The organism is Christiangramia fulva, assembly GCF_003024155.1.
Taxonomy (GTDB): domain Bacteria; phylum Bacteroidota; class Bacteroidia; order Flavobacteriales; family Flavobacteriaceae; genus Christiangramia; species Christiangramia fulva.
Map to the genome: position 1 here is coordinate 1835844 of NZ_CP028136.1, position 26996 is coordinate 1862839.

19 protein-coding genes are annotated in these 26996 nt (G+C 40.9%); 18 read left to right on the forward strand and 1 reads right to left on the reverse strand.

What is annotated here, in order from left to right; translation table 11 throughout:
- The first annotated feature begins 68 nt into the window (after positions 1 to 68).
- Entirely contained in the window at positions 69 to 2801 is a 2733-nt protein-coding gene (gene infB, locus C7S20_RS08475; protein WP_107012075.1) for a translation initiation factor IF-2, read from the forward strand.
- 108 nt (positions 2802 to 2909) lie between these two features.
- On the opposite strand, the gene C7S20_RS08480 is transcribed toward infB, so the two are convergent.
- Complete coding sequence (locus C7S20_RS08480; protein WP_107012076.1) at positions 2910 to 3302, reverse strand: SPOR domain-containing protein; 393 nt, start codon at positions 3300 to 3302, stop codon at positions 2910 to 2912.
- Between the two features lie 223 nt (positions 3303 to 3525).
- Here C7S20_RS08480 and C7S20_RS08485 point away from each other — a divergent pair, with 223 nt between their 5' ends.
- The 17 genes from C7S20_RS08485 (at position 3526) to C7S20_RS08565 (ending at position 26990) form a co-directional block, all read left to right on the forward strand.
- Positions 3526 to 4890 carry a c-type cytochrome gene (locus C7S20_RS08485; RefSeq protein ID WP_107012077.1) on the forward strand — a complete coding sequence of 455 codons (1365 nt, stop codon included), beginning with the start codon at positions 3526 to 3528 and terminating at the stop codon, positions 4888 to 4890.
- Between the two features lie 50 nt (positions 4891 to 4940).
- Complete coding sequence (locus C7S20_RS08490) at positions 4941 to 8006, forward strand: TAT-variant-translocated molybdopterin oxidoreductase (protein ID WP_107012078.1); 3066 nt, start codon at positions 4941 to 4943, stop codon at positions 8004 to 8006.
- Positions 8007 to 8038: 32 nt separating this feature from the next.
- Positions 8039 to 9838: an NrfD/PsrC family molybdoenzyme membrane anchor subunit gene (nrfD, locus tag C7S20_RS08495; protein WP_107012079.1), complete on the forward strand. Its 1800-nt coding sequence runs from the start codon at positions 8039 to 8041 to the stop codon at positions 9836 to 9838.
- Positions 9839 to 9843: 5 nt separating this feature from the next.
- On the forward strand, positions 9844 to 10371 hold the full coding sequence (locus tag C7S20_RS08500) for a DUF3341 domain-containing protein (RefSeq protein WP_107012080.1): 528 nt from the start codon (positions 9844 to 9846) through the stop codon (positions 10369 to 10371).
- 5 nt (positions 10372 to 10376) lie between these two features.
- Positions 10377 to 11063 carry a c-type cytochrome gene (locus C7S20_RS08505; RefSeq protein ID WP_107012081.1) on the forward strand — a complete coding sequence of 229 codons (687 nt, stop codon included), beginning with the start codon at positions 10377 to 10379 and terminating at the stop codon, positions 11061 to 11063.
- Positions 11064 to 11086: 23 nt separating this feature from the next.
- Positions 11087 to 12478 carry a quinol:cytochrome C oxidoreductase gene (locus tag C7S20_RS08510; protein WP_107012082.1) on the forward strand — a complete coding sequence of 464 codons (1392 nt, stop codon included), beginning with the start codon at positions 11087 to 11089 and terminating at the stop codon, positions 12476 to 12478.
- A 36-nt stretch (positions 12479 to 12514) separates the two neighbouring features.
- Positions 12515 to 13696, forward strand: coding sequence for a cytochrome c oxidase subunit II (locus tag C7S20_RS08515; protein WP_107012083.1), 1182 nt, complete (start codon positions 12515 to 12517; stop codon positions 13694 to 13696).
- Positions 13697 to 13720: 24 nt separating this feature from the next.
- Positions 13721 to 15544 carry a cytochrome c oxidase subunit I gene (locus C7S20_RS08520; protein ID WP_107012084.1) on the forward strand — a complete coding sequence of 608 codons (1824 nt, stop codon included), beginning with the start codon at positions 13721 to 13723 and terminating at the stop codon, positions 15542 to 15544.
- A gap of 132 nt (positions 15545 to 15676) precedes the next feature.
- Complete coding sequence (gene ruvB, locus C7S20_RS08525; RefSeq protein WP_107012085.1) at positions 15677 to 16705, forward strand: Holliday junction branch migration DNA helicase RuvB; 1029 nt, start codon at positions 15677 to 15679, stop codon at positions 16703 to 16705.
- A gap of 269 nt (positions 16706 to 16974) precedes the next feature.
- A complete protein-coding gene (locus C7S20_RS08530; RefSeq protein ID WP_107012086.1) occupies positions 16975 to 17289 on the forward strand; it encodes a GIY-YIG nuclease family protein in 315 nt (104 codons plus the stop codon).
- 376 nt (positions 17290 to 17665) lie between these two features.
- Positions 17666 to 18994, forward strand: a complete 1329-nt coding sequence (locus tag C7S20_RS08535; protein WP_193510803.1) for a cytochrome P450 — start codon at positions 17666 to 17668, stop codon at positions 18992 to 18994.
- Positions 18995 to 19076: 82 nt separating this feature from the next.
- The gene (locus tag C7S20_RS08540) at positions 19077 to 19955 is read left to right on the forward strand and encodes a helix-turn-helix domain-containing protein (protein ID WP_107012087.1); all 879 of its coding nucleotides are present in this window, start codon (positions 19077 to 19079) and stop codon (positions 19953 to 19955) included.
- Positions 19956 to 20166: 211 nt separating this feature from the next.
- On the forward strand, positions 20167 to 21309 hold the full coding sequence (locus tag C7S20_RS08545) for a ScyD/ScyE family protein (protein ID WP_107012088.1): 1143 nt from the start codon (positions 20167 to 20169) through the stop codon (positions 21307 to 21309).
- Between the two features lie 503 nt (positions 21310 to 21812).
- Positions 21813 to 22910 carry a nickel-binding protein gene (locus C7S20_RS08550; protein WP_107012089.1) on the forward strand — a complete coding sequence of 366 codons (1098 nt, stop codon included), beginning with the start codon at positions 21813 to 21815 and terminating at the stop codon, positions 22908 to 22910.
- Between the two features lie 146 nt (positions 22911 to 23056).
- Positions 23057 to 23614 (forward strand): hypothetical protein, encoded by a 558-nt coding sequence (locus C7S20_RS08555; RefSeq protein ID WP_107012090.1) that lies wholly within the window; start codon positions 23057 to 23059, stop codon positions 23612 to 23614.
- Positions 23615 to 23725: 111 nt separating this feature from the next.
- Positions 23726 to 24649: a tRNA epoxyqueuosine(34) reductase QueG gene (queG, locus tag C7S20_RS08560; protein ID WP_107012091.1), complete on the forward strand. Its 924-nt coding sequence runs from the start codon at positions 23726 to 23728 to the stop codon at positions 24647 to 24649.
- Between the two features lie 55 nt (positions 24650 to 24704).
- Positions 24705 to 26990 (forward strand): NADP-dependent malic enzyme, encoded by a 2286-nt coding sequence (locus tag C7S20_RS08565; RefSeq protein ID WP_107014157.1) that lies wholly within the window; start codon positions 24705 to 24707, stop codon positions 26988 to 26990.
- The last annotated feature ends 6 nt before the right edge of the window (positions 26991 to 26996 follow it).

Here is a 26996-nt window from a genome sequence, read left to right on the forward strand (position 1 = left end):
AATAACATAATAATAAGATTTTAATTTACCTGAGAGTAATTAAAAGAGGTTAATTTAGAGGGCAATTTATGGCAGAAGCGAAAACAATGCGATTAAATAAGGTTCTACGTGAGTTCAATATCTCGTTAGACAGAGCTGTGGAATATCTTACTTCCCAGGGATACGAGATAGACGCACGTCCCACCACAAAGATCTCGGGAGAGATTTATGAGGTGCTTTCTGATGAGTTCCAAACCGATAAGAGTAAAAAAGTAGCTTCTAAAGAAGTGGGTGAGGAGCGCAAGAAAGAGAAGGAGGAATTGCGTAAAGAGATTGAAGAAAAGCGTAAAGCCGAAGAAGAAAGAAGGGAAAAGCAGGAGAAGGAGAAAGAGAAGGAGAAGGAAAAAGAAGAGGAAATTGTAAGTTCTCGTACCAAGCTCGAAGGGCCAAAAACGGTGGGAAAAATAGACCTGGATAAAAAACCGGAAAAACCTGCCAAGGAGGAGCCTAAGAAAGAAGAAGCTAAGAAAGAGGAGCCTAAGAAAGAAGAGGAAAAACCTTTAGCAAAAGAAGAAAAGAAAGAAGAGCCTGCCGCAAAAGCTCCTGAAAAAGCCGAAGAGAAAAAAGAGGAAAAGAAAGAAGAAAAGCAGGAAGAACCCGCTGAGGAGTCTAATAAAATTGAGACCAAATACACCAAACTTGACGGTCCTAATTTTACAGGTAAGAAGATCGATCTATCCCAGTTTAAAAAACCTCAAAAGAAAAAAGAAGAAAAGAAATCTGATGAAGACGACAAAAAAGACAAGCGGAAGAAACGTCGTCGTCGCATTAGTAAAGATGTAAAAGGCGGAGGCGCACCAGGAGGTGGCAAGAGAGGAAGCCGTAAAAGAGGTAAGCCAATCACCAAAGAAGAGCCTACTGAGGAAGAAGTACAAAAACAGGTTCGGGAAACCCTTGAAAAACTTCAGGGAAAATCCAGCAAGGGGAAAGGCGCCAAATACCGCCGGGAAAAAAGAGACCAGCACAGGCAACGTTCTGAGCAGGATCTTGCACAACAGGAATCTGATGAAAAAGTATTAAAGGTAACCGAATTTGTTACCGTTAGCGAGGTCGCAACCATGATGGATGTGCCGGTTACCAAGGTAATCTCGGCCTGTATGTCCCTTGGGATGATGGTAACCATGAATCAGCGTCTGGATGCTGAGACATTGACAATTGTGGCTGAAGAATTTGGCTATGATGTTGAATTCGTTACTGCCGATATTGATGAAGAAAAAGAAGAAATTAAGGAAAATCCTGAGGATCTTGAGCCAAGAGCTCCTATAGTTACCGTTATGGGTCACGTTGACCACGGTAAAACATCCTTGCTGGATTATATCCGTCAGGAAAATGTGATCGCCGGTGAAAGTGGTGGTATCACACAGCATATTGGAGCTTACAGCGTAGAACTCGAAGGCGGACAAAAGATCACCTTCCTGGATACGCCGGGTCACGAGGCCTTTACCGCTATGCGTGCACGTGGTGCCCAGGTAACTGATATCGCGATTATCGTGATCGCTGCAGATGATGATGTAATGCCGCAAACAAAAGAGGCTATCTCTCACGCTCAGGCCGCCGGAGTGCCTATTGTTTTCGCAATAAATAAATCTGATCTTCCAACGGCGAATCCTGAAAAGATAAAGGAAAAACTCGCCAATATGAATCTTCTTGTAGAAGATTGGGGAGGTAAGATCCAGTCTCATGATATTTCAGCAAAAACCGGAATGGGAGTAAAAGAATTGCTTGAAAAAGTTCTTTTGGAAGCTGAAATTCTCGAGCTTCAGGCTAATCCCGATAAACTTGCCAACGGTACTGTAGTAGAAGCCTTCCTTGACAGGGGTCGCGGATACGTAGCCACTATTCTTGTACAATCTGGTACTTTGAAGATCGGTGATTATGTACTTGCCGGCCGCCATAGTGGTAAGGTTAAAGCCATGCATGACGAACGCGGAAAAGAGGTTAAAGAGGCCGGGCCTTCTACACCTGTTTCCATACTTGGTCTTGACGGGGCGCCACAGGCAGGTGATAAATTCAAGGTGATGGAAGATGAGCGCGAAGCCAAAGACATTGCTTCAAAGCGCACTCAGTTGCAGCGTGAACAAAATGTTAGAACGCAGCGCCATATCACCCTGGACGAGATTGGAAGACGAATCGCCCTTGGAGATTTCAAAGAACTTAATATCATTCTTAAAGGTGATGTTGATGGATCTGTGGAAGCGCTTACCGATAGTTTCCAGAAACTTTCTACGGAAGAGATCCAGGTGAATATCATACATAAAGGAGTTGGAGCAATTACCGAAAGTGATGTGTTGTTGGCTTCCGCTTCAGATGCAATCATCATAGGATTTAATGTACGTCCTGCCGGAAATGCCCGCCAGGTTGCAGATAAGGAAGAGATCGATATCAGAACATATTCAATTATCTATGATGCGATCAACGACCTGAAAGATGCGATGGAAGGAATGCTTTCTCCTGAACTTAAGGAAGAGATCACCGGTACGGCAGAGATCAGGGAAACCTTTAAGATCTCCAAGATCGGTACCATTGCCGGATGTATGGTGACTTCTGGTAAGATCTACCGCAGTGCCGGAATAAGGCTTATTCGCGATGGAGTAGTTGTTTATACCGGAGAACTGGCTTCTTTGAAACGTTTTAAAGATGATGTAAAAGAAGTTTCTAAAGGTTATGACTGCGGAATCCAGATCAAGAACTATAATGATATCAAAGAAGGTGATGTGATCGAGGCATTCAGAGAAGTTGAGGTCAAGAAAACACTGAAATAAACTTACTGATATAGTAAATAAAAAGCGGCTGGGAAATCAGCCGCTTTTTTTTGTTATAAATAATAAACCTTCCAGGTTTTTGAAACCTGGAAGGTTTTAAAATACGTTCTATTTTCTGCGAGGTTTAGGGATGAATGCTGCGGGAAAACTTTCCTTTATTATAAGCAGGGCACGGTCAGCTTCCAGCCTGCTCCTGAAATTTCCTACCCAAACCTTATAATTCGGGGCTTCATAAACAATTTGCGAAGGATATTCAAAAAGTAGTTCATCATACTTTTTTTTCACTTCATTGGCTTCGCCATTATCCCCATAAAAAAGCTGAATTACATAACGATCACCAATCTTGTTGTTTTTATTCAATTCGGTTTTTACTTCCATGAGTTTTTCGATCTTTTCGCTTTGCTGGATATTAGCATTTCCCTGTTGGGAAAACATCTTTTGGGTAATGAAAAGGGAAAAAATACAAAGGGAAATGGTATAAAAGAGATTCTTTTTATTCATAATTTCAGCTTTTGACAAATGTAAAATTAAATAACTTAAACAGGATAGAATTTATTATTTAGAACAAATATAAATTAATGATTAACACTTCTGTAACATACCGAAAATCGTTCATAAGTATTACTTTTGTGCACGAATTTAAAGGTACCTTTTTAGGTTTTTGTCCCTAAAATACTGAGTGTAAAAACCGTACCAAAGTTTAGACGTTAATCGAACTTATAATATGAAAAAGGTGAATTACCGCCATTCAACTTCGCGACAACTACTTTTAAGCGTAGCATTTTTAATTTCTTTTACATTAGCGGGTTTCTCTCAGGAGCAGGCGGCAGGTGATTCTGCTGCGCAGAAACAGGAGCAGTCTGGAGGCCAGGTAGAAGGCCAGAGTGCCGGAACTGCTGAGCTTGGAGATTCTGCGGCCGGGAAAGATTTATTTAACACGCTGTGTGCTTCCTGTCATAAACCTTATTCAGATATGGTGGGGCCGGCATTACATGGAGTGACCGATCGCCAGAACCTTGACTGGATCCATAAGTGGGTGCATAATTCGGCTGCCCTTATTGCTTCAGGTGATCCTGATGCCAATGCGATTTATGAGAAGTTTAATCAAACGGCGATGCCTGCCTTTCCGCAGCTAAGCGATCAGGATATCAATAATATTCTCGCTTATGTAGAGCAGCCAAAACCGGAACCTAAAGCAGCCGCGACAGGTGCTGGAAATGCCCAGGCCGGTGCGCAGGACGGAAGTGGAGTTTCAACGGATGTGATCCTGGGAATTCTTGTTTTCGTACTTGTTGTGCTCCTGGTGATTCTTTTCCTTGTTAATAAGACGCTTCGGAATTTTGCTGAAGCCTCCGGAATTCAACTTCCTGAAAAACCAAAAAGAAAACCTATCTGGAAAGCTTTTGTGGAAAATCAGTTCCTATTAGTTGTGAGTACAATCATAGTGCTGCTGGCTGTTGGGTATTTCGCTTACGGATTTATGATGCAGGTAGGTATTGACCAGGGCTATCAGCCAATCCAGCCTATACATTTCTCCCATAGAATTCACGCCGGTGACAACCAGATTGACTGTAAATACTGTCACTCCTCTGCAAGAACTTCCAAAACTTCAGGAATTCCTTCGTTGAATGTTTGTATGAACTGTCATAAGGCAATCGCTGAAGTGGCTCCCGAAACTGCAACTGAAGATTTCTCTAAAGAATATTATGATGGCGAGATCGCTAAATTATATAATGCTACCGGATGGGATCCTTCAACCAGAACTTATTCGGGTGATGAAAAACCGGTGAAATGGGAAAGGATACATAACCTTCCTGATTTTGCGTATTTTAATCACTCACAGCACGTAACTGTTGCCGGGGTACAGTGTCAAAAATGTCACGGCCCTATTCAGGAAATGGAGGTTGTATATCAAAATGCTCCTCTTACCATGGGCTGGTGTGTGAATTGCCACAGAACAACAAATGTTCGTATGGAAGGCAATGACTACTACAAGAAAATGCACGAAGAATTATCTAAAAAATATGGAGTAGAAGAGCTTACAGCCGCCGAAATGGGATCTATTGAATGCGGTAAGTGCCACTACTAAAATCCTGAAATTATCGGGTAATAATTAAAGAAGTAAACATTTTATTATATATGTCATCAAACAAAAAATACTGGAAAAGTGTTGACGAGCTAAAGGATAGCTCTATTGTTGAGACGCTCAAACATAAGGAATTTGCTGAAGAGATTCCGGTAGATGAATTTCTTGGAGATAAATCTTCGCTGGAGTCTTCTAAAACCACCAGAAGGGATTTCCTGAAGTATGTGGGCTTTAGTACCGCTGCTGCATCGCTTGCAGCCTGTGAGGGACCGGTGATGAAATCGATTCCCTACGTGGTTCAGCCGGAGCGAATCGTTCCCGGAAAGCCAAATTATTATGCTTCTGCAATCGCTGATGGTTTTGATTTTGCCAGTGTGCTGGTAAAAACCCGTGAGGGACGACCTATAAAGATCGAAACAAACGATCTGGCCGATTTCAAAGCTGCCGGAAGTGCGAGGGTGAACGCTTCAGTTTTGTCTTTGTATGATACCAAGCGCGTTAAACGACCTATGATAGAAGGCAGAAATGTTTCATGGGAAGAGTTTAACCAGGAGGTGCAAAATGCTCTTAGTGGGGTAAATGGCGAGATCGTTCTTCTTACCCAAACTTTCGCGAGCCCTTCAACCTCCAAAATAATAAACGAATTTTCTTCAAAATACGGAAACGTGCGTCACGTGGTGTACGATACTATTTCTGAAGATGCTGCATTAGATGCTTTTCAGGCTAAATATGGAAGAAGAGCACTTCCAGATTATGATTTTTCAAAAGCCGGAGTGATCGTTGGAGTTGGAGCCGATTTCCTTGGAGACTGGCAGGGAGGCGGATATGACGTTAGCTATGCGAAAAGTAAAATTCCGAATGACGGGAAAATGTCCCGCCACATCCATTTTGAATCAAATCTTACTACTACCGGGGCTAAGGCAGATAAACGCCTTCCGGTAACTCCATCGGAGCAAAAAAAGATACTTGTTGCTCTTTATAATTATATTGTTGGAGGGCAGTCTACCAGTGACCTTCCTGCAAATATTGATGATGCGGTGGTAAAAGCTGCAAGCCAGCTTAGAAAAGCAGGTAGCAAAGGAGTTGTGGTTGCAGGAATTCCTGATGAAAATGCGCAGACTCTTGTTCTTGCTATCAACGAGAAGCTGGGAAGTGAAGTGATGAATACTGAAAAGCCTCGCCTTACACGGCAGGGAAATTCAAAAGAAGTACAGCAGCTGGTGAAGGATATGAACAACGGGCAGATTGGAGCTATTTTGATCGCCGGTGTGAATCCTGCCTACAGCCTCCCAAATGCTGAAGAGTTCAAAGAAGGACTTAAAAAAGTGGGTACAACACTTACCTTCGCTCTTAAGCAGGATGAGACTGCCAGCCTTACAAAATATGTCGCGGCAGTGCCTCATTACCTGGAAAGCTGGGGTGATGTGCAGTTCACTACAGACAGGTTTGCCCTTACCCAGCCTACAATCAGGCCACTTTTTGATACAAGACAGATCCAGGAATGTTTGTTAACATGGACTGGTAATGATACCTCTTATTACGATTATTTGAAGGAAACCTGGTCTGGCCATCTTTCAGGTAAAGGATGGGATCTTGCATTGCATGACGGAGTTTTTAAAGGTTCCAGTCCTGTAGCTTTGACTGAAAACACTTCTTCTATTCCTGAAATTTCTGAAACTTCGGCTGTGAGAAATCTTTCTCAGACTGAAGAAGGCGGAAACATGGAGCTGGTGCTTTATACTAAAGTATCTATGGGTGACGGGCAGCAGTTCAACAACCCATGGCTTCAGGAAATGCCTGATCCTATTACCAGGACGACCTGGGATAACTATGTACTGATGTCGCGCGTCGATGCCGATAAATTAGGTGTTGAGAACGTGACAGTTTCCAACGGAGCTCTTAACGGAGGATATGTCAATATCAAATTAGGAGATGTTGTTGTTAAAAATGTGCCTGTGATCATTCAGCCGGGCCAGGCTAAAGGAGCTATTGGCCTTGCGCTTGGATATGGAAAGCGTGAAGCTATTCAGCAGGAAATGCAGGTAGGTGTAAACGCCTTCCCTTTATATAAGAATTTCAAATCCTTCCAGAATGTAATTGTTGAAAAAGCCGATGGAATGCATGAATTTGCATGTACTCAGCTTCAGAATACACTGGCAGGCCGTGATGATATTATCAAAGAAACAACTCTTGAAACCTATAATAACGAACCTAAGGAAGAGTGGAATGCCATGCCAGAGGTTAGTTATAATCATGTTGAAATTCCTACCGATTCAGATAACGCTAATATTTGGACAGAATTCAACAGAGAGATAGGTCATCATTTTAACCTTTCTATAGATCTTAATGCGTGTACCGGGTGTGGAGCCTGTGTGATCGCATGTCATTCAGAAAACAATGTACCGGTAGTTGGTAAGGAGGAAGTTAGAAGATTCCGTGATATGCACTGGTTGCGTATAGACCGTTATTATTCAGCTGCTGATACTTTCAAGGAAGAACAAAGAAAACTGGAAGAAAGAGGTGCATTTGACAGTTATTCTGTGGTGGAAAATCCTTCAGATGAAAATCCCATGGTAGCTTTCCAACCGGTAATGTGCCAGCACTGTAACCACGCTCCTTGTGAGACTGTATGTCCTGTGGCTGCCATCTCTCACGGAAGACAGGGACAAAACCAGATGGTGTACAACCGTTGTGTGGGTACGAGATATTGTGCCAATAACTGCCCTTATAAAGTGCGTCGTTTCAACTGGTTCAGATATGCTCAGAATGATGAATTTGACTATAACTTCAACAACGATCTTGGCAGAATGGTTATAAATCCTGATGTTACCGTTCGTTCAAGAGGGGTGATGGAAAAATGTTCATTATGTATGCAACTTACGCAAAAAGTCATTCTTGATGCCAAACGTGAAGGAAGACCGGTTGAAGATGGCGAGTTCTATACAGCATGTTCAAATGCCTGTGATAAAGGCGCTATCAAATTTGGAGATATTAACGATAAGGATTCTGAAATCCTGAAATTAAAAAATAATGACAGGTCTTATCACTTACTGGAAAGCCTGGGAACCAAGCCAAATGTGGTGTACCAGACCAAAGTGAGAAATGCCGCAGAATCTTAAAATTAGAATTAAAAATTAATTAGCAAATAAATATGTCGTCACATTACGAAGCGCCTATAAGAGAGCCTCTAGTAACAGGAGATAAGTCGTATCACGATGTAAGTGTGGAAATTGCTGCTCCTATTGAAGGAAGAGCGAATAAATCCTGGTGGATCGTTTTCTCTATCGCCCTTGTGGCATTTCTCTGGGGATTAGGCTGTATCATATACACGGTATCTACCGGAATCGGGGTCTGGGGATTGAACAAGACCATAGGCTGGGCCTGGGATATCACCAACTTTGTTTGGTGGGTAGGTATTGGTCACGCGGGAACGCTGATCTCGGCAGTACTTCTGTTGTTCCGTCAAAAATGGAGAATGGCTGTAAACCGTTCAGCAGAGGCAATGACAATCTTCGCGGTAGTTCAGGCTGGTCTGTTTCCTATTATTCACATGGGGCGTCCTTGGCTGGCTTATTGGGTGCTACCAATCCCGAACCAGTTCGGCTCATTGTGGGTAAACTTTAACTCACCGCTGCTTTGGGACGTATTCGCTATTTCAACTTATTTATCGGTATCCCTTGTTTTCTGGTGGACAGGTTTGCTTCCGGATTTCGCGATGATCAGGGACCGTGCTACCAAACCTTTTCAGAAAAAAATATACACCCTGCTTAGTTTTGGCTGGAGTGGCCGTGTAAAAGACTGGCAGCGATTCGAGGAAGTATCTTTGGTACTTGCAGGTCTTGCCACACCGCTGGTACTTTCTGTACATACCATTGTATCTTTTGACTTTGCCACTTCTGTAGTGCCGGGCTGGCACTCCACGATCTTCCCTCCATACTTCGTTGCGGGGGCGATCTTCTCGGGATTTGCCATGGTGCAAACGCTATTGCTAATCATGAGAAAAGTGGTGAACCTGGAAGACTATATCACCGTGCTTCATATTGAATATATGAACAAGGTAATTATACTTACGGGGGGTATAGTAAGTGTTGCTTATATCACCGAATTCTTTATTGGCTGGTATTCAGGAAGTCCGTATGAAAATTATACGTACCTGTCATGGGGTGCGGCAACAGGGCCTTACTGGTGGGCATTCTGGGCGCTGATCACCTGTAACTTTATTGTGCCGCTTAGTCTTTGGGTTAAGAAACTCAGAAGAAATATTATGTGGACCTTTGTAGTTGCATTGATCATTAATACGGGAATGTGGTTTGAGCGTTTCAATATTATCGTAGTAGATCTTAGCCACGGAAGGACTCCTTCTTCATGGGCCATGTTCTCACCAACCTTTGTGGATATTGGAGTATTTATAGGGACCATAGGATTTTTCTTTGTATTGTTCCTGTTATACGCACGTACCTTCCCGGTAATTGCACAGGCTGAAGTAAAAACCATCCTGAAATCTTCAGGAGAAAAATATAAGAAGTTAAGAGCTGAACATGGTGATGAGGTAAGTCATGTAGATTCTGATCCAACTGCCAAAGAACCAGCTTCAAATATTAGGGAAGACCTTACCGAACAGTTTGATGAGGAAAATCCGGAACATGAAGACACTGTAAATGCAGATGCGATCACTCTTTCCGAGGTTCAGAAAGAGCGTCTTGACGAAATGCTTTCCAGAGTAGGGGTTTATGATCCCAAAACTCAGGAAGCCGGTGACCTTACCAAATTAAAGGCTGTTGGTCCTTTATTACAGCAACGTCTTCACCAGGTTGGTCTTTATACTTTTGACCAGGTAAGCAAACTGGAAGAAAGGGATTTCGAATTGCTAAATGAGCTGATCGATCGTTTTCCAAATGCTGAAAAACGTGAAGATTGGGTGGCTCAGGCAACAAAACTTAAAAACAAGTAATTAAGATGGCTTCAAAGTTAATACACGCTATTTATTCAGATGATGATTTGCTGATGCAGGCTGTTAAGCAAATCAAGGGAGCGCATTATCATATCGCAGAGGTATACACCCCCTTTCCGGTTCACGGGTTGGATAAGGCGGTTGGTCTTGCTCCTACAAGAATCGCGATTACTTCTTTCTTATATGGACTTGTTGGACTTACCGTAGCGGTGCTCATGATGGATTTTATGATGATCCAGGACTGGCCTCAGAATATTGGTGGGAAACCCAGTTTCCATTTTTATGAAAACATGCCGGCTTTCATCCCGATCATGTTCGAATTAACCGTATTCTTTGCCGCTCACCTTATGGTAATTACCTTTTATATGAGAAGTAAATTGTGGCCGTTCAAGAAACCAGAGAATCCAGATATTAGGACCACAGATGATCATTTTATGGTGGAGATCGATGCGAGCAATCATAATGTGGATAAAATGACAAAGTTCCTTTACGATACCGGAGCCGCTGAAATTAAACTAATTGAAAATAACTAGATCTGATGACAAGTTCATTTCATAAATCTTTAATTCTTCTTTTCTTTGCGGGACTGGTTGTTTCCTGTGCAGATAAAGATGAAAGAAATTACCAGTATTTCCCCGATATGTATGTAGGGGTTGGGTATGAAACCTATGGGGCTTATCCTGTTTTTAAAAATGAACAGGAAGCGAAATTACCTGTAGAGGGAAGTATTCCCCGTGGCTGGATGCCTTATCAATATCAGGATGATATGGAAGGTCGTACCGCAGCCGCCGAAAACCTTAAGAATCCGCTTCCATATACCGAGGAAAACCTGAATGAAGGCAAGCAATTATATACCATTTATTGTGCAGTTTGTCACGGGGATCAGGGAAATGGAAAAGGCATCCTGGTAGAACGCGAAAAAATATTAGGTGTACCTGCATATAATGATGCAGGAAGAAATATTACCGAAGGCAGTGTCTACCACGCTATGTATTATGGGCTGAATAATATGGGATCATATGCCTCACAGACTTCCATTGAAGAACGTTGGCAAATTGATCATTACGTGATGAGCCTTAAGAATAAATTAAACGGAGAACCTGCAAGAGCATTTGAAAAAAGCGCCAAAAGCAACAAGGAAAACCTTATTCCGTCAAGGGCGCCGGTAAAAAAAGAAGCCCAGGATTCCCTGATGTTGAATAACGAACCAGCTAACCAAGAATAAAGCTTTAATATCGATCTATTAGTATGTATACGTTACCTAGTAAATTAAAAATAACTGCAATCATTCTAATGGTTGTGGGTCTCATTGGTCTGGTGATCGGATTTCTCGATGCTCCAGATAATGTAGAAGAGGTAAAGGAAATGATGGCGGCACAATCGCATCATGGTGAGGAGGCTGAACATGATGAAGCCACCGCCAACATGAACGAAGAAGGATACATCGAAACTGCCGGACGCGGAATTAAAGGAAGCGATGCCACCCAGGAAGTAGACCATCCCGTGGCTGGCGAAGGAGCGCATGAAGCCGATAGTGAAGCACACTACGAACATCTGCTTCACCAGTTACAAACCAAACCATGGTCTGCGCTATTTGTATCTGCATTCTTCTTTTTCATGATCGCACTTGGAGCTTTGGTATTCTATGCGATTCAATATGCTGCACAGGCAGGTTGGTCCCCCGTACTTTTTAGAGTTATCGAGGGAATTACCGCTTACCTTCTTCCCGGATCGATAATTGTATTTTTGATCGTAATTTTTGCAGGAACTCATTTCTTCCCATGGCAGAATGAAGAACTTGTTGCTGAAGATAAGATCCTTCAGTTAAAATCGGGGTATCTAAATTTCCCATTCTTTTTGATAAGGGCGATTATTTATGTTCTGGGATGGAACCTTTACCGGTTTTTCGCAAGAAAATATTCTGATCGCCAGGAAGAAGTTGCGGCTAACGATTACCGTCCTTACCGAAAACTTTTTAAAGCATCTGTAGGATTCCTGGTATTCTTTATCATTACAGAATCTTTGATGTCCTGGGACTGGTTTATGAGTATGACTCCACACTGGTACAGTACACTTTTTGCATGGTACATTTTTGCCAGCCTTTTTGTCTCTGCAATTACCGTGATAGCAATGGTTACTGTTTATCTTAAAAAAGGCGGATATATTCCTTTTGTAAATGACAGCCATCTTCATGATCTTGCAAAATTCATGTTCGCATTTAGCATTTTCTGGACTTATCTTTGGTTTGGACAGTTTATGCTCATCTGGTATGCGAACATTCCTGAAGAGGTCACTTATTTTACCATGAGAATTGAAAATTATAATTTACTATTCTTCGGAATGTTAATTCTTAATTTTGTATTCCCAATTTTGCTGTTGATGAACAGTGATTATAAGCGTGTTCCTTTATTTGTTTTAATCGCGGGAACCATTATTCTTATAGGTCACTATATAGATATTTTCCTTTTGGTAATGCCGTCAACGGTAGGTCCAAACTGGTATTTTGGCCTTCCTGAATTTGGCGGACTGCTTTTCTTCCTTGGCCTTTTCATCATCGTGGTTGGAAGCGGTCTTGGAAAATTGAAGCTGCTTCCTAAGAATAATCCATTCCTTAAGGAAAGCGAGCATTACCATTATTAATAATAAAGATTGATTGTTTAAAGAAGAACTTATAAAATGACCGTATTTTTAATAATCATAGTATTAGCACTTCTGGGAGTTACAGGATGGCAGATCTCCAAGATATTTGAATTATCCAGAAGATCTGATGAAGATACTTCGCAGGTGGCAAATGACAAGGATAATCATACACAGGCCTTACTTATGCTTGGATTTGTGATCTTCTTTTATGCTCTAATGATTTATTGTTTCTGGAATTACGGAAGATTCTATTTGCCTGATGCGGCTTCTGAACATGGCTCGCAATACGATACCCTGATGTTCGTTTCGATAGCCATCATTATGTTCGTTCAGGTAATTACACAGGGATTACTTCATATTTTCGCCTATAGATATAAGGGAGAAAAAGGAAAAAAAGCTATATTTTATGCTGATAATGATAAACTTGAATTCATTTGGACGATCATTCCGGTAATTGTCCTGGCCGGACTCATTATTTACGGTCTCTTCACCTGGAGTGATATCATGAATTTAAATGAAGATGATGACCCTATGGTTGTGGAGCTTTATGCATATCAGTTTGCCTGGAGAGCACGTTATGCCGGCGAGGATAATACCCTTGGTAAGGCTAATGTTCGTTTTATTGAAGGCGTGAACCAGCTTGGGGTTGATGAATCTGATGCCTATGCCATGGATGATAAAGTGGTAACTGAGCTTCACCTTCCGGTTAATAAACCTGTGTTGTTCAAAATGCGTTCTCAGGATGTTTTGCATTCGGCATATTTTCCTTTCTTCAGGGCCCAGATGAACGTGGTACCGGGGATGGTTACCCAATTTGGCTTTACCCCAACCATCACGACCGAAGAAATGCGCCAAAGCGATTATATGAAAGAAAAGGTTGAAATCGTTAATGAAATTCGTAAAGAAAGAAGTAAAGAACTTGCTGCCAATGGAGAAGCTCCGCTGGATGATTATGGTTTTGATTATTTCTTACTTTGTAATAAAATTTGCGGTCAGGGTCACTTTAATATGCAGATGAAAGTCATCGTGGAATCTGAAGAAGATTTCAAGGCATGGCTTGCCGAACAGCCTACTTTTGAAAGTACGATGGAAAAAAGCAGTGAAAATGTTGACCGTCCTGAAGATACCGCTGAAGGAGGGGAAACTCCTGCCACAAAGGGAGTGGACAGTCAGGAGTCGATGAAAGAGGATATTAACGTAGAAGAAGAACAAGAATAACTTTTAAGAAAAAGAATTAAAGATATGTCAGCAGCAATCGCAAACGCACCGGCACACGATCATCACGAGGATCACGGACATCATCATAAACAGACTTTTATAACTAAATATATATTTAGCCAGGATCATAAGATGATCTCCAAACAGTATCTTATTACCGGCCTTATCATGGGGATCATCGGGATAGCGATGTCTGTTCTTTTCCGTATCCAGTTGGCATGGCCTGAGCATTCTTTCTGGCTTTTTGAAGTGCTATTGGGAAAATGGGCTCCAGATGGAGTAATGTCTCCCAGTATCTACCTTGCACTGGTAACCATTCACGGTACCATCATGGTATTCTTTGTGCTTACAGCAGGTTTGAGTGGTACCTTTAGTAACCTTCTTATTCCGCTGCAAATTGGAGCGAGGGATATGGCCTCCGGTTTTCTGAATATGATTTCTTACTGGTTGTTCTTCCTTTCAAGTGTGATCATGCTCAGCTCTTTATTTGTTGAGTCAGGTCCTGCGATGGCCGGTTGGACGATCTATCCGCCACTTAGTGCCCTTCCGCAGGCGATTAGCGGTTCGGGAACAGGTATGACGCTTTGGCTGGTTTCCATGGCTATTTTCATCGCTTCTTCTCTGATGGGATCTTTGAATTATATTGTAACGGTGATCAACCTTAGAACTAAAGGAATGTCTATGACGAGGCTTCCGCTTACCGTATGGGCGTTCTTTGTTACAGCTATTATCGGGGTGGTATCATTCCCGGTATTACTTTCAGCTGCGTTACTTCTTATCATGGACCGTAGTTTTGGAACTTCATTCTTCTTAAGTGATATATTTATACAGGGAGAAGTATTAAATCACCATGGCGGTTCACCGGTTTTATTCGAACACCTATTCTGGTTCCTTGGACATCCGGAGGTTTATATTGTTATACTTCCTGCAATGGGTATTGTATCTGAAATTATGTCTACCAACTCCCGTAAACCTATTTTCGGGTACAGGGCGATGGTAGCATCAATATTAGCGATTGCGTTTCTATCAACTATTGTTTGGGGCCACCATATGTTCGTTTCGGGAATGAACCCATTCCTGGGATCGGTCTTTACTTTTACAACCTTATTGATCGCTATTCCTTCTGCGGTAAAAGCCTTTAACTGGATTACTACTTTATGGAAAGGTAATCTGCAAATGAATCCCGGAATGTTATTTTCTATCGGATTTGTTTCTACCTTCATCACCGGAGGTCTTACCGGTATCATCCTCGGGGATTCGACCCTTGACATCAACGTTCATGACACCTATTTCGTAGTGGCTCACTTCCACCTGGTAATGGGAATCTCTGCACTTTACGGTCTTTTCGCTGGTGTATACCACTGGTTCCCTAAGATGTTCGGAAAAATGATGAATAAGAACATGGGGTATGTTCACTTCTGGGTTACCATCGTAGGATCTTACGGAGTGTTCTTCCCAATGCACTTTATTGGTATTGCCGGTCTTCCAAGACGTTACTATACCAACACTTATTTCCCATATTTTGACGACTTTGCTAATGTAAATGTGATTATCACTGTAGCTGCACTAATTACCGCACTGGTACAACTTGTATTTCTATACAATTTCATCCATTCAATGTTTTATGGTAAAAAAGCGGTTCAGAATCCATGGAAATCTAATACGCTTGAATGGACCACCCCTGTTGAGCACCTTCACGGGAACTGGCCGGGAGAAATTCCTGCAGTATATCGTTGGCCTTACGACTATTCAAAACAAAATGAAGATGGCGAATATGTGATCAAAGGTCAGGACTTTATTCCGCAGACCGTTCCTTTACAGGAAAACGAAGAGGAGCTTAATCACTAAAAGCTTTATTATAGGATAAACTGAAAGCCTTTTCCACACGGAAAGGGCTTTTTTGATTAATTTATCAGCCGCTTTCCTGAAAAAAATTGAATTTTTATTTCTTATATTCACCCTGGTTAAGAATTGATACTAATGAACGAGAACCTGGATCCCACGGGAGAAAATTATTCTCCTGAAGAATTTGATATAGAGCGTGCCCTGCGTCCCTTAAGTTTTGATGATTTTGCGGGCCAGGAACAGGTATTGGAGAACCTGCAGGTCTTTGTGCAGGCCGCAAACTTGAGGGGTGAAGCTTTAGATCATACGCTGTTTCATGGTCCTCCGGGATTAGGAAAAACCACTCTCGCCCACATTCTCGCCAATGAATTGAAGGTAGGTATCAAAGTAACTTCAGGGCCTGTCCTGGATAAACCCGGGGATCTTGCCGGTTTACTTACCAATCTTGAAGAAAGGGATATCCTTTTCATCGATGAAATTCATAGATTGAGCCCCATTGTGGAGGAATATCTGTATTCTGCTATGGAAGACTATCGCATAGATATCATGATCGAAACAGGGCCTAATGCGCGTACGGTTCAAATTAATCTTAATCCGTTTACCCTTATCGGTGCTACCACTCGTTCAGGACTGCTTACCGCACCCATGAGAGCTCGTTTTGGTATTTCCAGCAGGCTGCAGTATTATTCTACCGAACTGCTTTCAGGGATTGTTGAAAGAAGCGCCGAGATCCTTAAAGTTCCAATAGATCAAAATGCCGCCATAGAGATCGCCGGAAGAAGCCGCGGAACACCCCGAATTGCAAATGCTTTGCTGCGCCGGGTTCGCGATTTTGCCCAGATCAAAGGCAACGGAAGAATAGACCTCGAAATTGCCCAATTTGGACTCAAGGCTTTAAACGTTGATACGCATGGTTTGGATGAAATGGATAATAAAATTCTTTCTACCATCATAGATAAGTTCAAAGGCGGTCCGGTGGGAATTACAACTCTTGCGACGGCTGTTAGTGAAAGTGCCGAAACCATCGAAGAGGTATACGAACCTTTTCTTATTCAGCAGGGATTTATTTATCGAACTCCAAGAGGCCGTGAAGTAACCGAACATGCCTATAAACATTTAGGTCGAATAAAAGGAAGTTCCCAGGGAGGATTGTTCGATCAGTAAATCAAAAAGCTTAGGCTGATTTTTACTTTTTCTGTCAGGCTGAGCGGAGTCGAAGCCTGGTTTGGATTATCACATTTCGACTGCGCTCAATGTGACAGCAAAGTGCATTTAAAAATATTTCGAAGTAATTCTAGAAAAAATGAAATTCGCTTTTTCTGTCAGGCTGAGCGGAGTCGAAGCCGGTTTAGATTATCACATTTCGACTCCGCTCAATGTGACTGCAAAGTGCATTTAAATTTTAATCAGTTGAGGCCTAAACTATTCTATAAATGTTGAGTTATTATGTTTATATATTGAAATGTGCGGACAATTCTTATTATATCGGAATCACCAATGATTTGGACAGACGAATAATAGAGCATAGCACCGGTTTTAATCGTAATTGTTATACTTTTAAGCGAAGACCTCTGAAACTTGAATTTCAACAGGAGTTCAATGATGTTCTAGAAGCTATATACTTTGAAAAGAAATTAAAAGGATGGACTAGAGCTAAAAAAGAAGCTTTGGTAAAAGGTGATTTTGATAGAATAAAAATTTTATCGGAATGCAAAAATGAAACTCACCATAAAAATATTTCCAAGTAATTCTAGAAAAGATCAAGTTGGCTTTTTCTGTCAGGCTGAGCGGAGTCGAAGCCGGGTTCGGCTATCACATTTCGATTCCGCTCAATGTGACAGCAAAGTGGATATAAAAATTTTTCGAAGTAATTCTAGAAATGAAGAAGTTTGTTATTTCTGTCAGGCTGAGCGGAGTCGAAGCCGGGTTGGTTATCACATTTCGACTCCGCTCAATGTGACAGCAATGTGGAAATAAAATATTTCGAAGTAATTCTAGAAACGAAGAAGTTTGCTATTTCTGTCAGGCTGATCGGAGTCGAAGCCGGGTTTGGTTATCACATTTCGACTCCGCTCAATGTGACAATTGAAGTATCAGCTTTTAATAAAGCAGAATGAATTATCCATGAAAAAAGAAAATAATATCCCCGAAGTTCCACTTTCCAAATTTCTTAAGCATTCAGCTAATATTCTTAAAAATCCACTTCCCTTTCACCATGAGAATTTTGAAGAAAAAGGTGATACTTTCCGGCTGAATATTGGCATCGGTAAATCGGTGATCTTTTCGAGGGATGCTGCTTTCGCTGAATATGTGCTTCAGAAGAACCAAAAGAACTATATAAAATCAACAATTCAGACTAAAGATCTTGCGAAATATATCGGCAGGGGATTGCTAACGTCAGATGGTGAACACTGGCGAAAACAGCGCAAGCTCATTCAGCCGGCCTTTCATAAAAAACAACTCGCCAAATTGCTCGGAGCCATCAAGCAGGCAATTTTAGAAGAGATTCCAAAGTTAAAAACTGATGAAACTTTTGATGTTTTTCCGTTTTTTAATGATCTCGCATTTCAAACAGTAGTAAAATCTCTTTTTAGCAGTGCCGCGACGCAGGAAGAGATCAATCGGCTTCAGTTCATTACCGAATCGGCTCAAAAGATGCTCGTTCGGGAACTTCGCCAGCCTTATCTGGGTTGGTGGTTTAAAATAAGCGGAAAAATTGAACATTATCTGAAGCTTACGCGGGAATCAAGGCAAATTCTGCAAAAAATTGTTGATGAAAGGCGCAGGTCTGATGAAAAATATGATGATTTGCTGGATATGCTCCTGGAAGCGAGGTACGATGATGGTAATTCTATGGATGATGAGCAATTAATAGATGAAATTCTTGTGTTGTTTATCGCCGGCCATGAAACCACTTCTAATGCCCTGAGTTTTATTTCCCAGCTACTGGCGCTAAATCCGGAATGGCAGGATAAGATTTTTGAGGAAACTCAAAATCAGGCTTCAGAAGATCTTATGGCTGTTGTTACAAATTCACCTGTTACCCAGCAGGTAATAGAAGAAGGAATGCGCCTGTTTCCGCCAGCTTATTTTATTGACCGGGTAAATATCGAGGATGATGAGTTTAACGGGAAATTTTTTCCGGCGGGATCAAATTTATTGTTTTCCATTTATGAAATTCATCGGCATCCTGATCTTTGGCAGCGACCTGATGAATTCCTCCCGCAGCGATTTTCTGAAAATCCGAAACAATATTCTTCACAATATTTTCCATTCGGCGCGGGCCCCAGAAAATGTATAGGCAATAATTTCGCCATGTTCGAAATGATCATTGCGGTTCAGGAAATTATTTCAAAATATACCATTCTACCTGTCAAAGATGAGATTGAGATCAAACCTTTAATTACTCTGAAGCCGAAGAATGCACTTCTGAAGTTTATGAATAGAACTTGAGAAATAAAGATTATTTTCTAGAATTCTTTAGGTATATTTATGGTTATCTATTTGTAAAATAGTCACTTAAGACTTATTCTCTGTGGAGAAATTGCAGCAAACGGGTATATATGAAACATCCGGCATTCATCTCAAATTTGGAGCCGGGATTAATTCCATTGGAGAATATAAAATTCCGTATTCCATCATTGAAACTTCTATAAAAGGTTGGTACCGTACCTTTTTTCCAAGAATTGGGTATCTCGTTTTCAATTTATATACAGGTCAAGATTTTAAATGCCGATTTTTAAATTACCACAAAACTTCAGGCTATACGAATGTTCTTTATATAACCGGATTATTATCAGAAAATTCTCTTCATTTTGAACAACATGGTATGGGAAAAGGATATGCGGTGAAAGTACATCCTGTGGTAGGATATTATTTTCTAAAAATTCCTATGTGTGAAATTGTGGATAGGCAAATACAAATCTCAAATGTTTTGGAGAACAATGGAAGAACCCTGCGATACCTTGAAAAAAATGAAATGTTCCATTCTTTCGATAATTCTTACTTGAAAGAGGAACTTGCAAAAATTTTACCTCCCCGACGCCTGTATCTTCAAGATCCAATTTATCATGCTGTAAATTTTATTCGGAAAATGGGTGGACAGCTAACCATAAAACAACTGTCAGCTAAGTTTTGTATGAGTGAAAGAAATTTTAACCGAAAGTTTTTGCTAAAAGTGGGGCTATCTGCCCAGGCATATTGTAAAATATGGCAAATTGTAAGTGTAATTAATTTTATTCATCGAAATCCATTATTAAGCTTATCTGAAATTGCTTTTAAAACCGGATATTATGATGTGGCTCATTTGGCACATGACTTTAAGAAAAAAGTTTCTCTTTCCCCTTCTAGTTTTCGGGAGGATATAATTCCCATTACGGAAAAATATCTCGACGCTCCGGAAAGCATTCTTTAATTGTCTGATTTTTACAGTAATCCTATTTCCGCATTTTAATAAATTGAAAGTGAAATAACCTATTTTCTATCGGTGAGTAAAAGGTTATAATAAATTTATTAGACCTTAAAAGTGTAAAAAGATTGTGTGATAACAAATACAAATCCTAACTGCTCCTAACAATGACTGCCCTCACATTAAATGTATTTATTAATTTAAAATAGAGGTTAAAATGAAAAAATTTAACATTCAAATCACAAACGAAGTCTGCCTTGTGAGTCTCGTCTTTTTCCTGACTTTCCTGGTTTCGTGTTCTAAAGAGGAAAGTGTTGCTGACATTCCTGAACTTCAAGCAGTTTCTTTACATGGAAATGTACCAACTGATAAAAAAGGAAATGTAAACGTCACGGTTACCGAGTTTGCATCTAACATTCCGTCACCACGCGGTCTTAAGTTTGGACCTGACGGATACCTGTATGTAGCAAGTGCCGGAACGGGAGGAACTACTCTTTTAACTTCATGCGAACAGGTGATTCCTCCGGTTGGGCCCTATCTTGGAGGAAATACTTCTTCTATTCTGAAAATTTCTCCTGCCGGTGTAATTACTAATCTTGTAAGTCAATTGCCTTCTGATGTGAATGCTCTTGGTTTTACCATGGGAGTTGCAGATATTGAATTTGTTGAAAATCAACTTTACGCTTTGCTCGACGCAGGATGTTCTCATGGCAATCCTGATTATCCAACTTCGGTGATAAAGGTTAATAACGACGGAAGCTGGTCTGTGGTGGCGAATATTAGCGATTACTTAGCCAACAATCCTGTTGCTGCTCCAGAGGAAGATGATTTTGAACCGGATGGAACTCTCTATGATCTCATTAATGTTAGAGGAAATTTATATTCCGTTGAGCCAAACCGTGGCGATTTAATTAAGATTACCACCGATGGAACAATCACACGCGTACTTGATTTTTCGGCTCAGTATGGACATAATGTTCCTACTTCAATTGCTTTCCACGGCAATTTTTATGTGGGCAATTTAAGAACTTTTCCGCTGGTTAAAGGTAGTTCAAAAATTTTCAAAGTAACTCCCGATGGAGAGGTAAAGATCTGGGCAGAAGATTTTACAGGGATTTTAGGAGTAGCTTTTGATGCTCAAAACAGAATGTATGTGCTGGAAACTTCAGCGGTAGATAATGGTCCGGCTCCTGGTACAGGAAGAGTGGTTAGGTTAAATAATGATCATTCCAGGGATGTAATTATTGACAATCTAACCTTTCCCACTGGGATGACGTTTGGTCCAGAGGGAGCTCTTTATATTTCAAATGCTGGTTTTGGTCCTCCGGTGGGGCAAATTCTTAAAGTGGAATTCAATTAACCAATCAGAAAAAACCGTCTCACTAATTTTAGACGGTTTTTTAAATTGTATAGTAGTGGAAATTAGAATTCTGAAAAATTCTACTAATTATTTCTTTTTTTAATTCTTTAAAAACCGGGTGTTTAAGAAGACTATTGAGGAACTTTCTTTTGATTAACCAAAAACATGTCAGGTTGACCAAGAACGAAGTAAAATATCTAAGTTTTTTAGCCATGGAATTTCAATAGCTGAATTTCTGTTAGGTGGAGAGGCTTGACCTGAAAATGAACTTGATAGTACACAAACAAGTCTGGTCTAAAATTTCAATAATTTGGAGAATTTGTGGCATTTTCAGCAATACCAACGCGTTAACTTTAAGAGGTTATATTAGATAAGGGTCATCATCATCAAAAATCACCATCACCCGATTTACTGTTTATCCCTTATGTTATTTCCGATTGAAAATAAATTTAAATACTGATTTTCAGTATATTGGTATTTGATCTAACTAACTTCTTTATATCATGCCAGTCTTTATGGATCTTCATATCGGCCAGGGCTTAACTGCCGAAGATATTGCCATGGCCCACCAGATGGACCTGAAAATTCAGGGAGATTTCGATTGTAAGTGCCTAACCTACTGGTTTGATAAGGAAAGAGGAAACGCTTATTGTTTAGTAGATGCTCCCAGTAAGGAAGCGGTTTATGAATTGCACAGAAACAGTCATAAACAGCTGCCAGATGAAATTATTGAAGTAGATCGCAGGGTGATCAAGGCATTTTTGGGAAGAATACATGATCCCGAGGTAGTAGACTACATGATAGATCAAAAAATAAAGGTTTTTAATGATCCTGCATTCAGAGTTCTTCTGATGCTTAGAATTAGAGATCGGCAGCGGCTGGTGCATGAACTGGGGGAAAAGAAGGCCGGGGAATATTTAAATGCCTTTGAAAAAGTTTCGCAACATCAGATCTTAAAAAACAACGGAATGGCTGCCGAGAGTGGAAAGGGCGTAACCGTGGCCACTTTTACTTCAGCCATTCAGGCGGTAATTTGCGCCATCGATATTCAGAATTTTCTCCACAATGATCTTGAAAAAATTGATTTGAAGATTGGTATTCATGCAGGGCAGCCTGTAGAAAAAAATCCTGGATTATTTGAGAATACCCTGCGGTTTATCCGTTTTATCTGTTGTTTTGAAAACAGTAGTAATATTATAGTATCTCATACTGTAACTAATTTGATGGAAAGTGCTCAAAATAGTACACTTTTAAACTCTCCTTCGGTTCGATGTATTTCAAAAGCCGATGAAAATTTCCTTAAAAGCCTGATTGAAGTAATTTACAATAACTGGCAGAATCCTCTTTTTGAAATGAAGGATTATCTAAACACCATGTCTATGAGCAAATCCCAATTTTACCGCCGCTGTATAGAGACCACCGGCCATTCTTTTAACCGCGTACTTCGGGAATATAGATTGCATCAGGCCCTGGAAAAGCTTATGAAAACTGAAAAAAATGTCGCGGAAACAGCCTTCGCCAGCGGATTTAACAGCCCTTCATATTTTACAAAATGCTTTCAGAAACATTTTAATATTCATCCTTCCGAATATCTAAATTAAAAGTTTGGTATTATGAACTTTTTGTACAAGTAATTGAATTTTTTGTTACATGCTTTAAAACAGGTTAAAGCTACATTGTATTAGCATACTGGATGGTGTGAAACACGCAATGCATTCAGAAATGTTCTAACCAAAAATTCACAATTATGAAAGACAAAATCTTTTTTGGCCGATGGCTCTGGAACAGAGTAATTGGCAATTTAGCAATGTTGACTTTATTATTTTTTTATTCCTGTAGCACGGAGCCAGCTAATGACGAAGAACTACTGCAATTGGATCTTAAAGCTCCAGTTCATTTTGATACCTGGCAGGATCAGATAGACTGGCTCACTCAAAAGTCGCGATCTTTTCACAACATTAAGGCTGGAATGGCTCAAGGATGGAGTATTCAGGCTACCGATTATTGGGCTCATATGGGGTATCATTATCTCAATATGGATTATGCCGATGGCATTTTTGAGTTTGATAAGCCAGAAATGTTGTTGTATGCCCCAGATGGAGAGGGAGGCATGAAGTTCGTAGCTGTGGAATATCTCGTTTTCGTCCCCGATCCGGATAATCCTGGTCTGCCACCAGAAGGTTTTATTGGTGATGCTGATGAGTGGGAGTATAATGCTGATGTTGAGGCATGGACACTTCATGCGTGGATTGGAATGGCAAACAAAGACGGTGTTTTTGCTCATTTAAACTTTGACCTTCCTTAAGAGTTATTTTGATGGAATTTTTATATTTCAAAACCCTTCAAAATTTTGAAGGGTTTATTTTTCTCCTGAAATAGATAATTGTAGTATTATGAATAGCTTTGTCACGAGATTTTGAATACGAAACAAAAACATACCCGGCTAATCAAAGCCGAAGCAAAACGCCTCGGCTTTATGTCTTGTGGTATCTCAAAGGCCGAATTTCTGGAAGAAGAAGCGCCGAGACTGGAAAAATGGCTTTCTGAAGAAAGGCATGGTGAAATGCGCTATATGGAAAATCATTTCGATAAGCGTCTGGATCCAACCAAACTTGTTCCTGACTCCAAATCGGTGATCTCCCTTTTGCTGAATTACTATCCGGAAAAATTTCAGCGTGAAGATTCTTATAAGATCAGCAAATATGCCTATGGAAGGGATTATCATTTCATTATAAAAGATAAATTAAAGAGCCTGCTGAGTTTTCTTCAGGATGAAATTGGGGAAATACATGGCCGGGCTTTTGTAGATTCCGCGCCTGTTCTTGATAAAGCCTGGGCGGCAAAAAGCGGACTCGGCTGGATTGGCAAAAATTCCAATCTTCTTACAAAGCAGGTAGGAAGTTTCTATTTTATTGCTGAACTGATCGTTGATCTTGAACTGGAATACGACACTCCGGTGACCGATCATTGCGGCAGCTGTACTGCCTGTATTGATGCCTGCCCTACCAATGCGATCTACGAGCCTTACCGGGTAGATGGCAGCAAATGTATCTCTTATTTTACTATTGAATTAAAAGATGAGCTGCCTGGTTCCTATCGCGACAAATTTGAAGACTGGATGTTCGGCTGTGATATCTGCCAGGACGTATGCCCCTGGAATCGCTTTTCCAAATCTCATAATGAGCCGCTTTTTGATCCACATCCTAAGCTGCTTGAGAATGATAAAAAAGACTGGGAAGAGATCACACGGGAGACTTTCAATGAGATTTTTAGGAAATCTGCTGTGAAAAGGACCAAATATGAAGGCTTGAAAAGAAATATACGCTTTTTAAAAGATTAGATTTCTAATTAGCTTCAGCCTTACTACCTTTGTTTATCCGCCAAAAATGGAAATTATGAGCAATAATTCGCGTAAGAGAAGAGAGGCTTTGGTATATCACGCCAAACCAAAACCTGGAAAAATAGAAGTTGTACCCACCAAAAAATACGCGACCCAGCGCGATTTATCACTGGCATATTCTCCTGGCGTTGCCGAGCCCTGTCTGGAAATAGAAAAAGATAAAGAAAACGCCTATAAATATACTACCAAAGGAAACCTGGTGGCGGTAATTTCTAACGGAACTGCGGTGCTTGGTTTGGGAGATATTGGTCCCGAGGCTTCCAAACCCGTGATGGAAGGTAAAGGTTTGCTATTTAAAATTTTTGCCGATATAGACGTTTTTGATATCGAAGTCGATACTAAAGACATCGATAAATTCGTAGAAACGGTTAAAAATATCGCTCCTACTTTTGGAGGTATTAACCTGGAAGATATCAAGGCTCCCGAGGCTTTTGAAATAGAACGTCGCCTGAAGGCCGAGCTGGATATTCCGGTGATGCATGACGACCAGCACGGTACCGCTATTATTTCAGCAGCTGCATTGTTAAACGCGCTGGAACTTGCCAAGAAGAAGATCGAAAAAGTGAAGATTGTGGTAAGTGGTGCCGGAGCGGCGGCCGTTTCCTGTACAAAGCTCTATAAATCATTTGGAGCAAAAGCCGAAAATATCGTGATGCTTGACAGCAAAGGAGTGATACGGAAAGATCGCGATAATCTTTCTGAAGAAAAAGAGGAATTTGCGACTTCAAGAAAAATAGATACTCTTGACCAGGCGATGAAAGATGCTGATGTCTTCATCGGACTTTCCATTGCCGATATCGTTTCTCCTGAAATGCTGAAGAGCATGGCTAAAAGACCCATCGTGTTTGCTATGGCAAATCCGAACCCGGAGATCGATTATGAACTGGCGATGAAAACGCGAAAAGACGTGATCATGGCAACAGGCCGCAGTGATCACCCTAACCAGGTAAATAATGTACTCGGATTTCCGTTTATCTTCCGCGGAGCACTTGATGTTAGAGCCACCAAGATCAACGAGGAAATGAAGAAGGCCGCGGTGAAAGCCCTTGCCGAGCTTGCTAAAGAAGCGGTTCCCGAACAGGTCAATATCGCCTATGGAGAAACCCGTCTCAATTTTGGGCCTGAATATATTATACCGAAGCCTTTTGATCCAAGATTGATCGCCAAAGTGCCGCCGGCAGTAGCTAAAGCCGCGATGGATAGCGGTGTGGCAAGACAGGATATCCAGGACTGGCAGAAATACGAGGAGGAATTGTTGGAAAGAATGGGTAATGAGAATAAAATTACACGTCTCCTTCTCAACAGGGCAAAAACAAATCCGAAAAGAATAGTTTTCGCTGAAGCCGATCATCTGGATGTTCTAAAAGCTGCTCAAATCGTAAATGATGAAGGGATTGGAATTCCTATTTTACTGGGAAGGAAAGATGTGATTCAGGAACTGATGAACGAAATAGATTTTGAGGCCGATGTTAAAATTATCGATCCAAAATCAGATGAAGCTAAAGACCAGCTTGAAAAATATGCTCAAACCTACTGGGAATCCCGCCATCGCAATGGTGTTACAAAATATGACGCTCAAAAATTGATGCGGGAACGCAATTATTACGCGGCGATGATGGTTAATGAAGGTGACGCAGATGCGCTGCTTTCAGGATATTCGAGGGCTTATCCAACTGTGGTTAAACCCATGCTGGAATTAATAGGAATGGCAAAAGGCGTTTCCCGTGTGGCGGCAACCAATGTTATGAATACTTCCAGAGGGCCCATTTTCATCAGTGATACTTCAATAAATATAGATCCTCCTGCAAAAGACCTGGCTAAAATTGCCCAAATGACCGCAAGAACGGTACAGCTTTTCGGAATGGATCCTGTGATTGCGATGATCTCTTATGCCAATTTTGGTTCTTCTAAAGATCCGCGCGCCAGAAAAGTGAAAGATGCCGTGGCGTATTTACACCGTTTTCATCCCGAATTGAAAGTAGACGGTGAGCTTCAAACAGATTTTGCCCTGAACAGGGAAATGCTGCAGAACAAATTTCCATTCTCAAAACTGGCGGGGAAAAAGGTTAATACCCTTATTTATCCCGACCTTGACTCGGCTAACAGTACCTATAAGCTTATCAAAGAGCTTAATAATGTAGATTCTATAGGGCCAATTATGATGGGAATGAAAAAACCGGTGCATATCCTGCAACTTGGTGCCAGTGTTGAGGAAATGGTCAATATGTCGGCAGTCGCAGTAGTGGATGCCCAGGAAAAGGAAAAGAAAGCTAAAAAATAAAATTAC

Excerpts from the sequence above, each read along its gene's own strand:
- infB (WP_107012075.1), top strand. The coding sequence starts at position 69 with ATGGCAGAAGCGAAAACAATGCGATTAAATAAGGTTCTACGTGAGTTC.
- C7S20_RS08480 (WP_107012076.1), bottom strand. The coding sequence starts at position 3,302 with ATGAATAAAAAGAATCTCTTTTATACCATTTCCCTTTGTATTTTTTCC.
- C7S20_RS08485 (WP_107012077.1), top strand. The coding sequence starts at position 3,526 with ATGAAAAAGGTGAATTACCGCCATTCAACTTCGCGACAACTACTTTTA.
- C7S20_RS08490 (WP_107012078.1), top strand. The coding sequence starts at position 4,941 with ATGTCATCAAACAAAAAATACTGGAAAAGTGTTGACGAGCTAAAGGAT.
- nrfD (WP_107012079.1), top strand. The coding sequence starts at position 8,039 with ATGTCGTCACATTACGAAGCGCCTATAAGAGAGCCTCTAGTAACAGGA.
- C7S20_RS08500 (WP_107012080.1), top strand. The coding sequence starts at position 9,844 with ATGGCTTCAAAGTTAATACACGCTATTTATTCAGATGATGATTTGCTG.
- C7S20_RS08505 (WP_107012081.1), top strand. The coding sequence starts at position 10,377 with ATGACAAGTTCATTTCATAAATCTTTAATTCTTCTTTTCTTTGCGGGA.
- C7S20_RS08510 (WP_107012082.1), top strand. The coding sequence starts at position 11,087 with ATGTATACGTTACCTAGTAAATTAAAAATAACTGCAATCATTCTAATG.
- C7S20_RS08515 (WP_107012083.1), top strand. The coding sequence starts at position 12,515 with ATGACCGTATTTTTAATAATCATAGTATTAGCACTTCTGGGAGTTACA.
- C7S20_RS08520 (WP_107012084.1), top strand. The coding sequence starts at position 13,721 with ATGTCAGCAGCAATCGCAAACGCACCGGCACACGATCATCACGAGGAT.
- ruvB (WP_107012085.1), top strand. The coding sequence starts at position 15,677 with ATGAACGAGAACCTGGATCCCACGGGAGAAAATTATTCTCCTGAAGAA.
- C7S20_RS08530 (WP_107012086.1), top strand. The coding sequence starts at position 16,975 with ATGTTGAGTTATTATGTTTATATATTGAAATGTGCGGACAATTCTTAT.
- C7S20_RS08535 (WP_193510803.1), top strand. The coding sequence starts at position 17,666 with ATGAAAAAAGAAAATAATATCCCCGAAGTTCCACTTTCCAAATTTCTT.
- C7S20_RS08545 (WP_107012088.1), top strand. The coding sequence starts at position 20,167 with ATGAAAAAATTTAACATTCAAATCACAAACGAAGTCTGCCTTGTGAGT.
- C7S20_RS08550 (WP_107012089.1), top strand. The coding sequence starts at position 21,813 with ATGCCAGTCTTTATGGATCTTCATATCGGCCAGGGCTTAACTGCCGAA.
- C7S20_RS08555 (WP_107012090.1), top strand. The coding sequence starts at position 23,057 with ATGAAAGACAAAATCTTTTTTGGCCGATGGCTCTGGAACAGAGTAATT.
- C7S20_RS08565 (WP_107014157.1), top strand. The coding sequence starts at position 24,705 with ATGAGCAATAATTCGCGTAAGAGAAGAGAGGCTTTGGTATATCACGCC.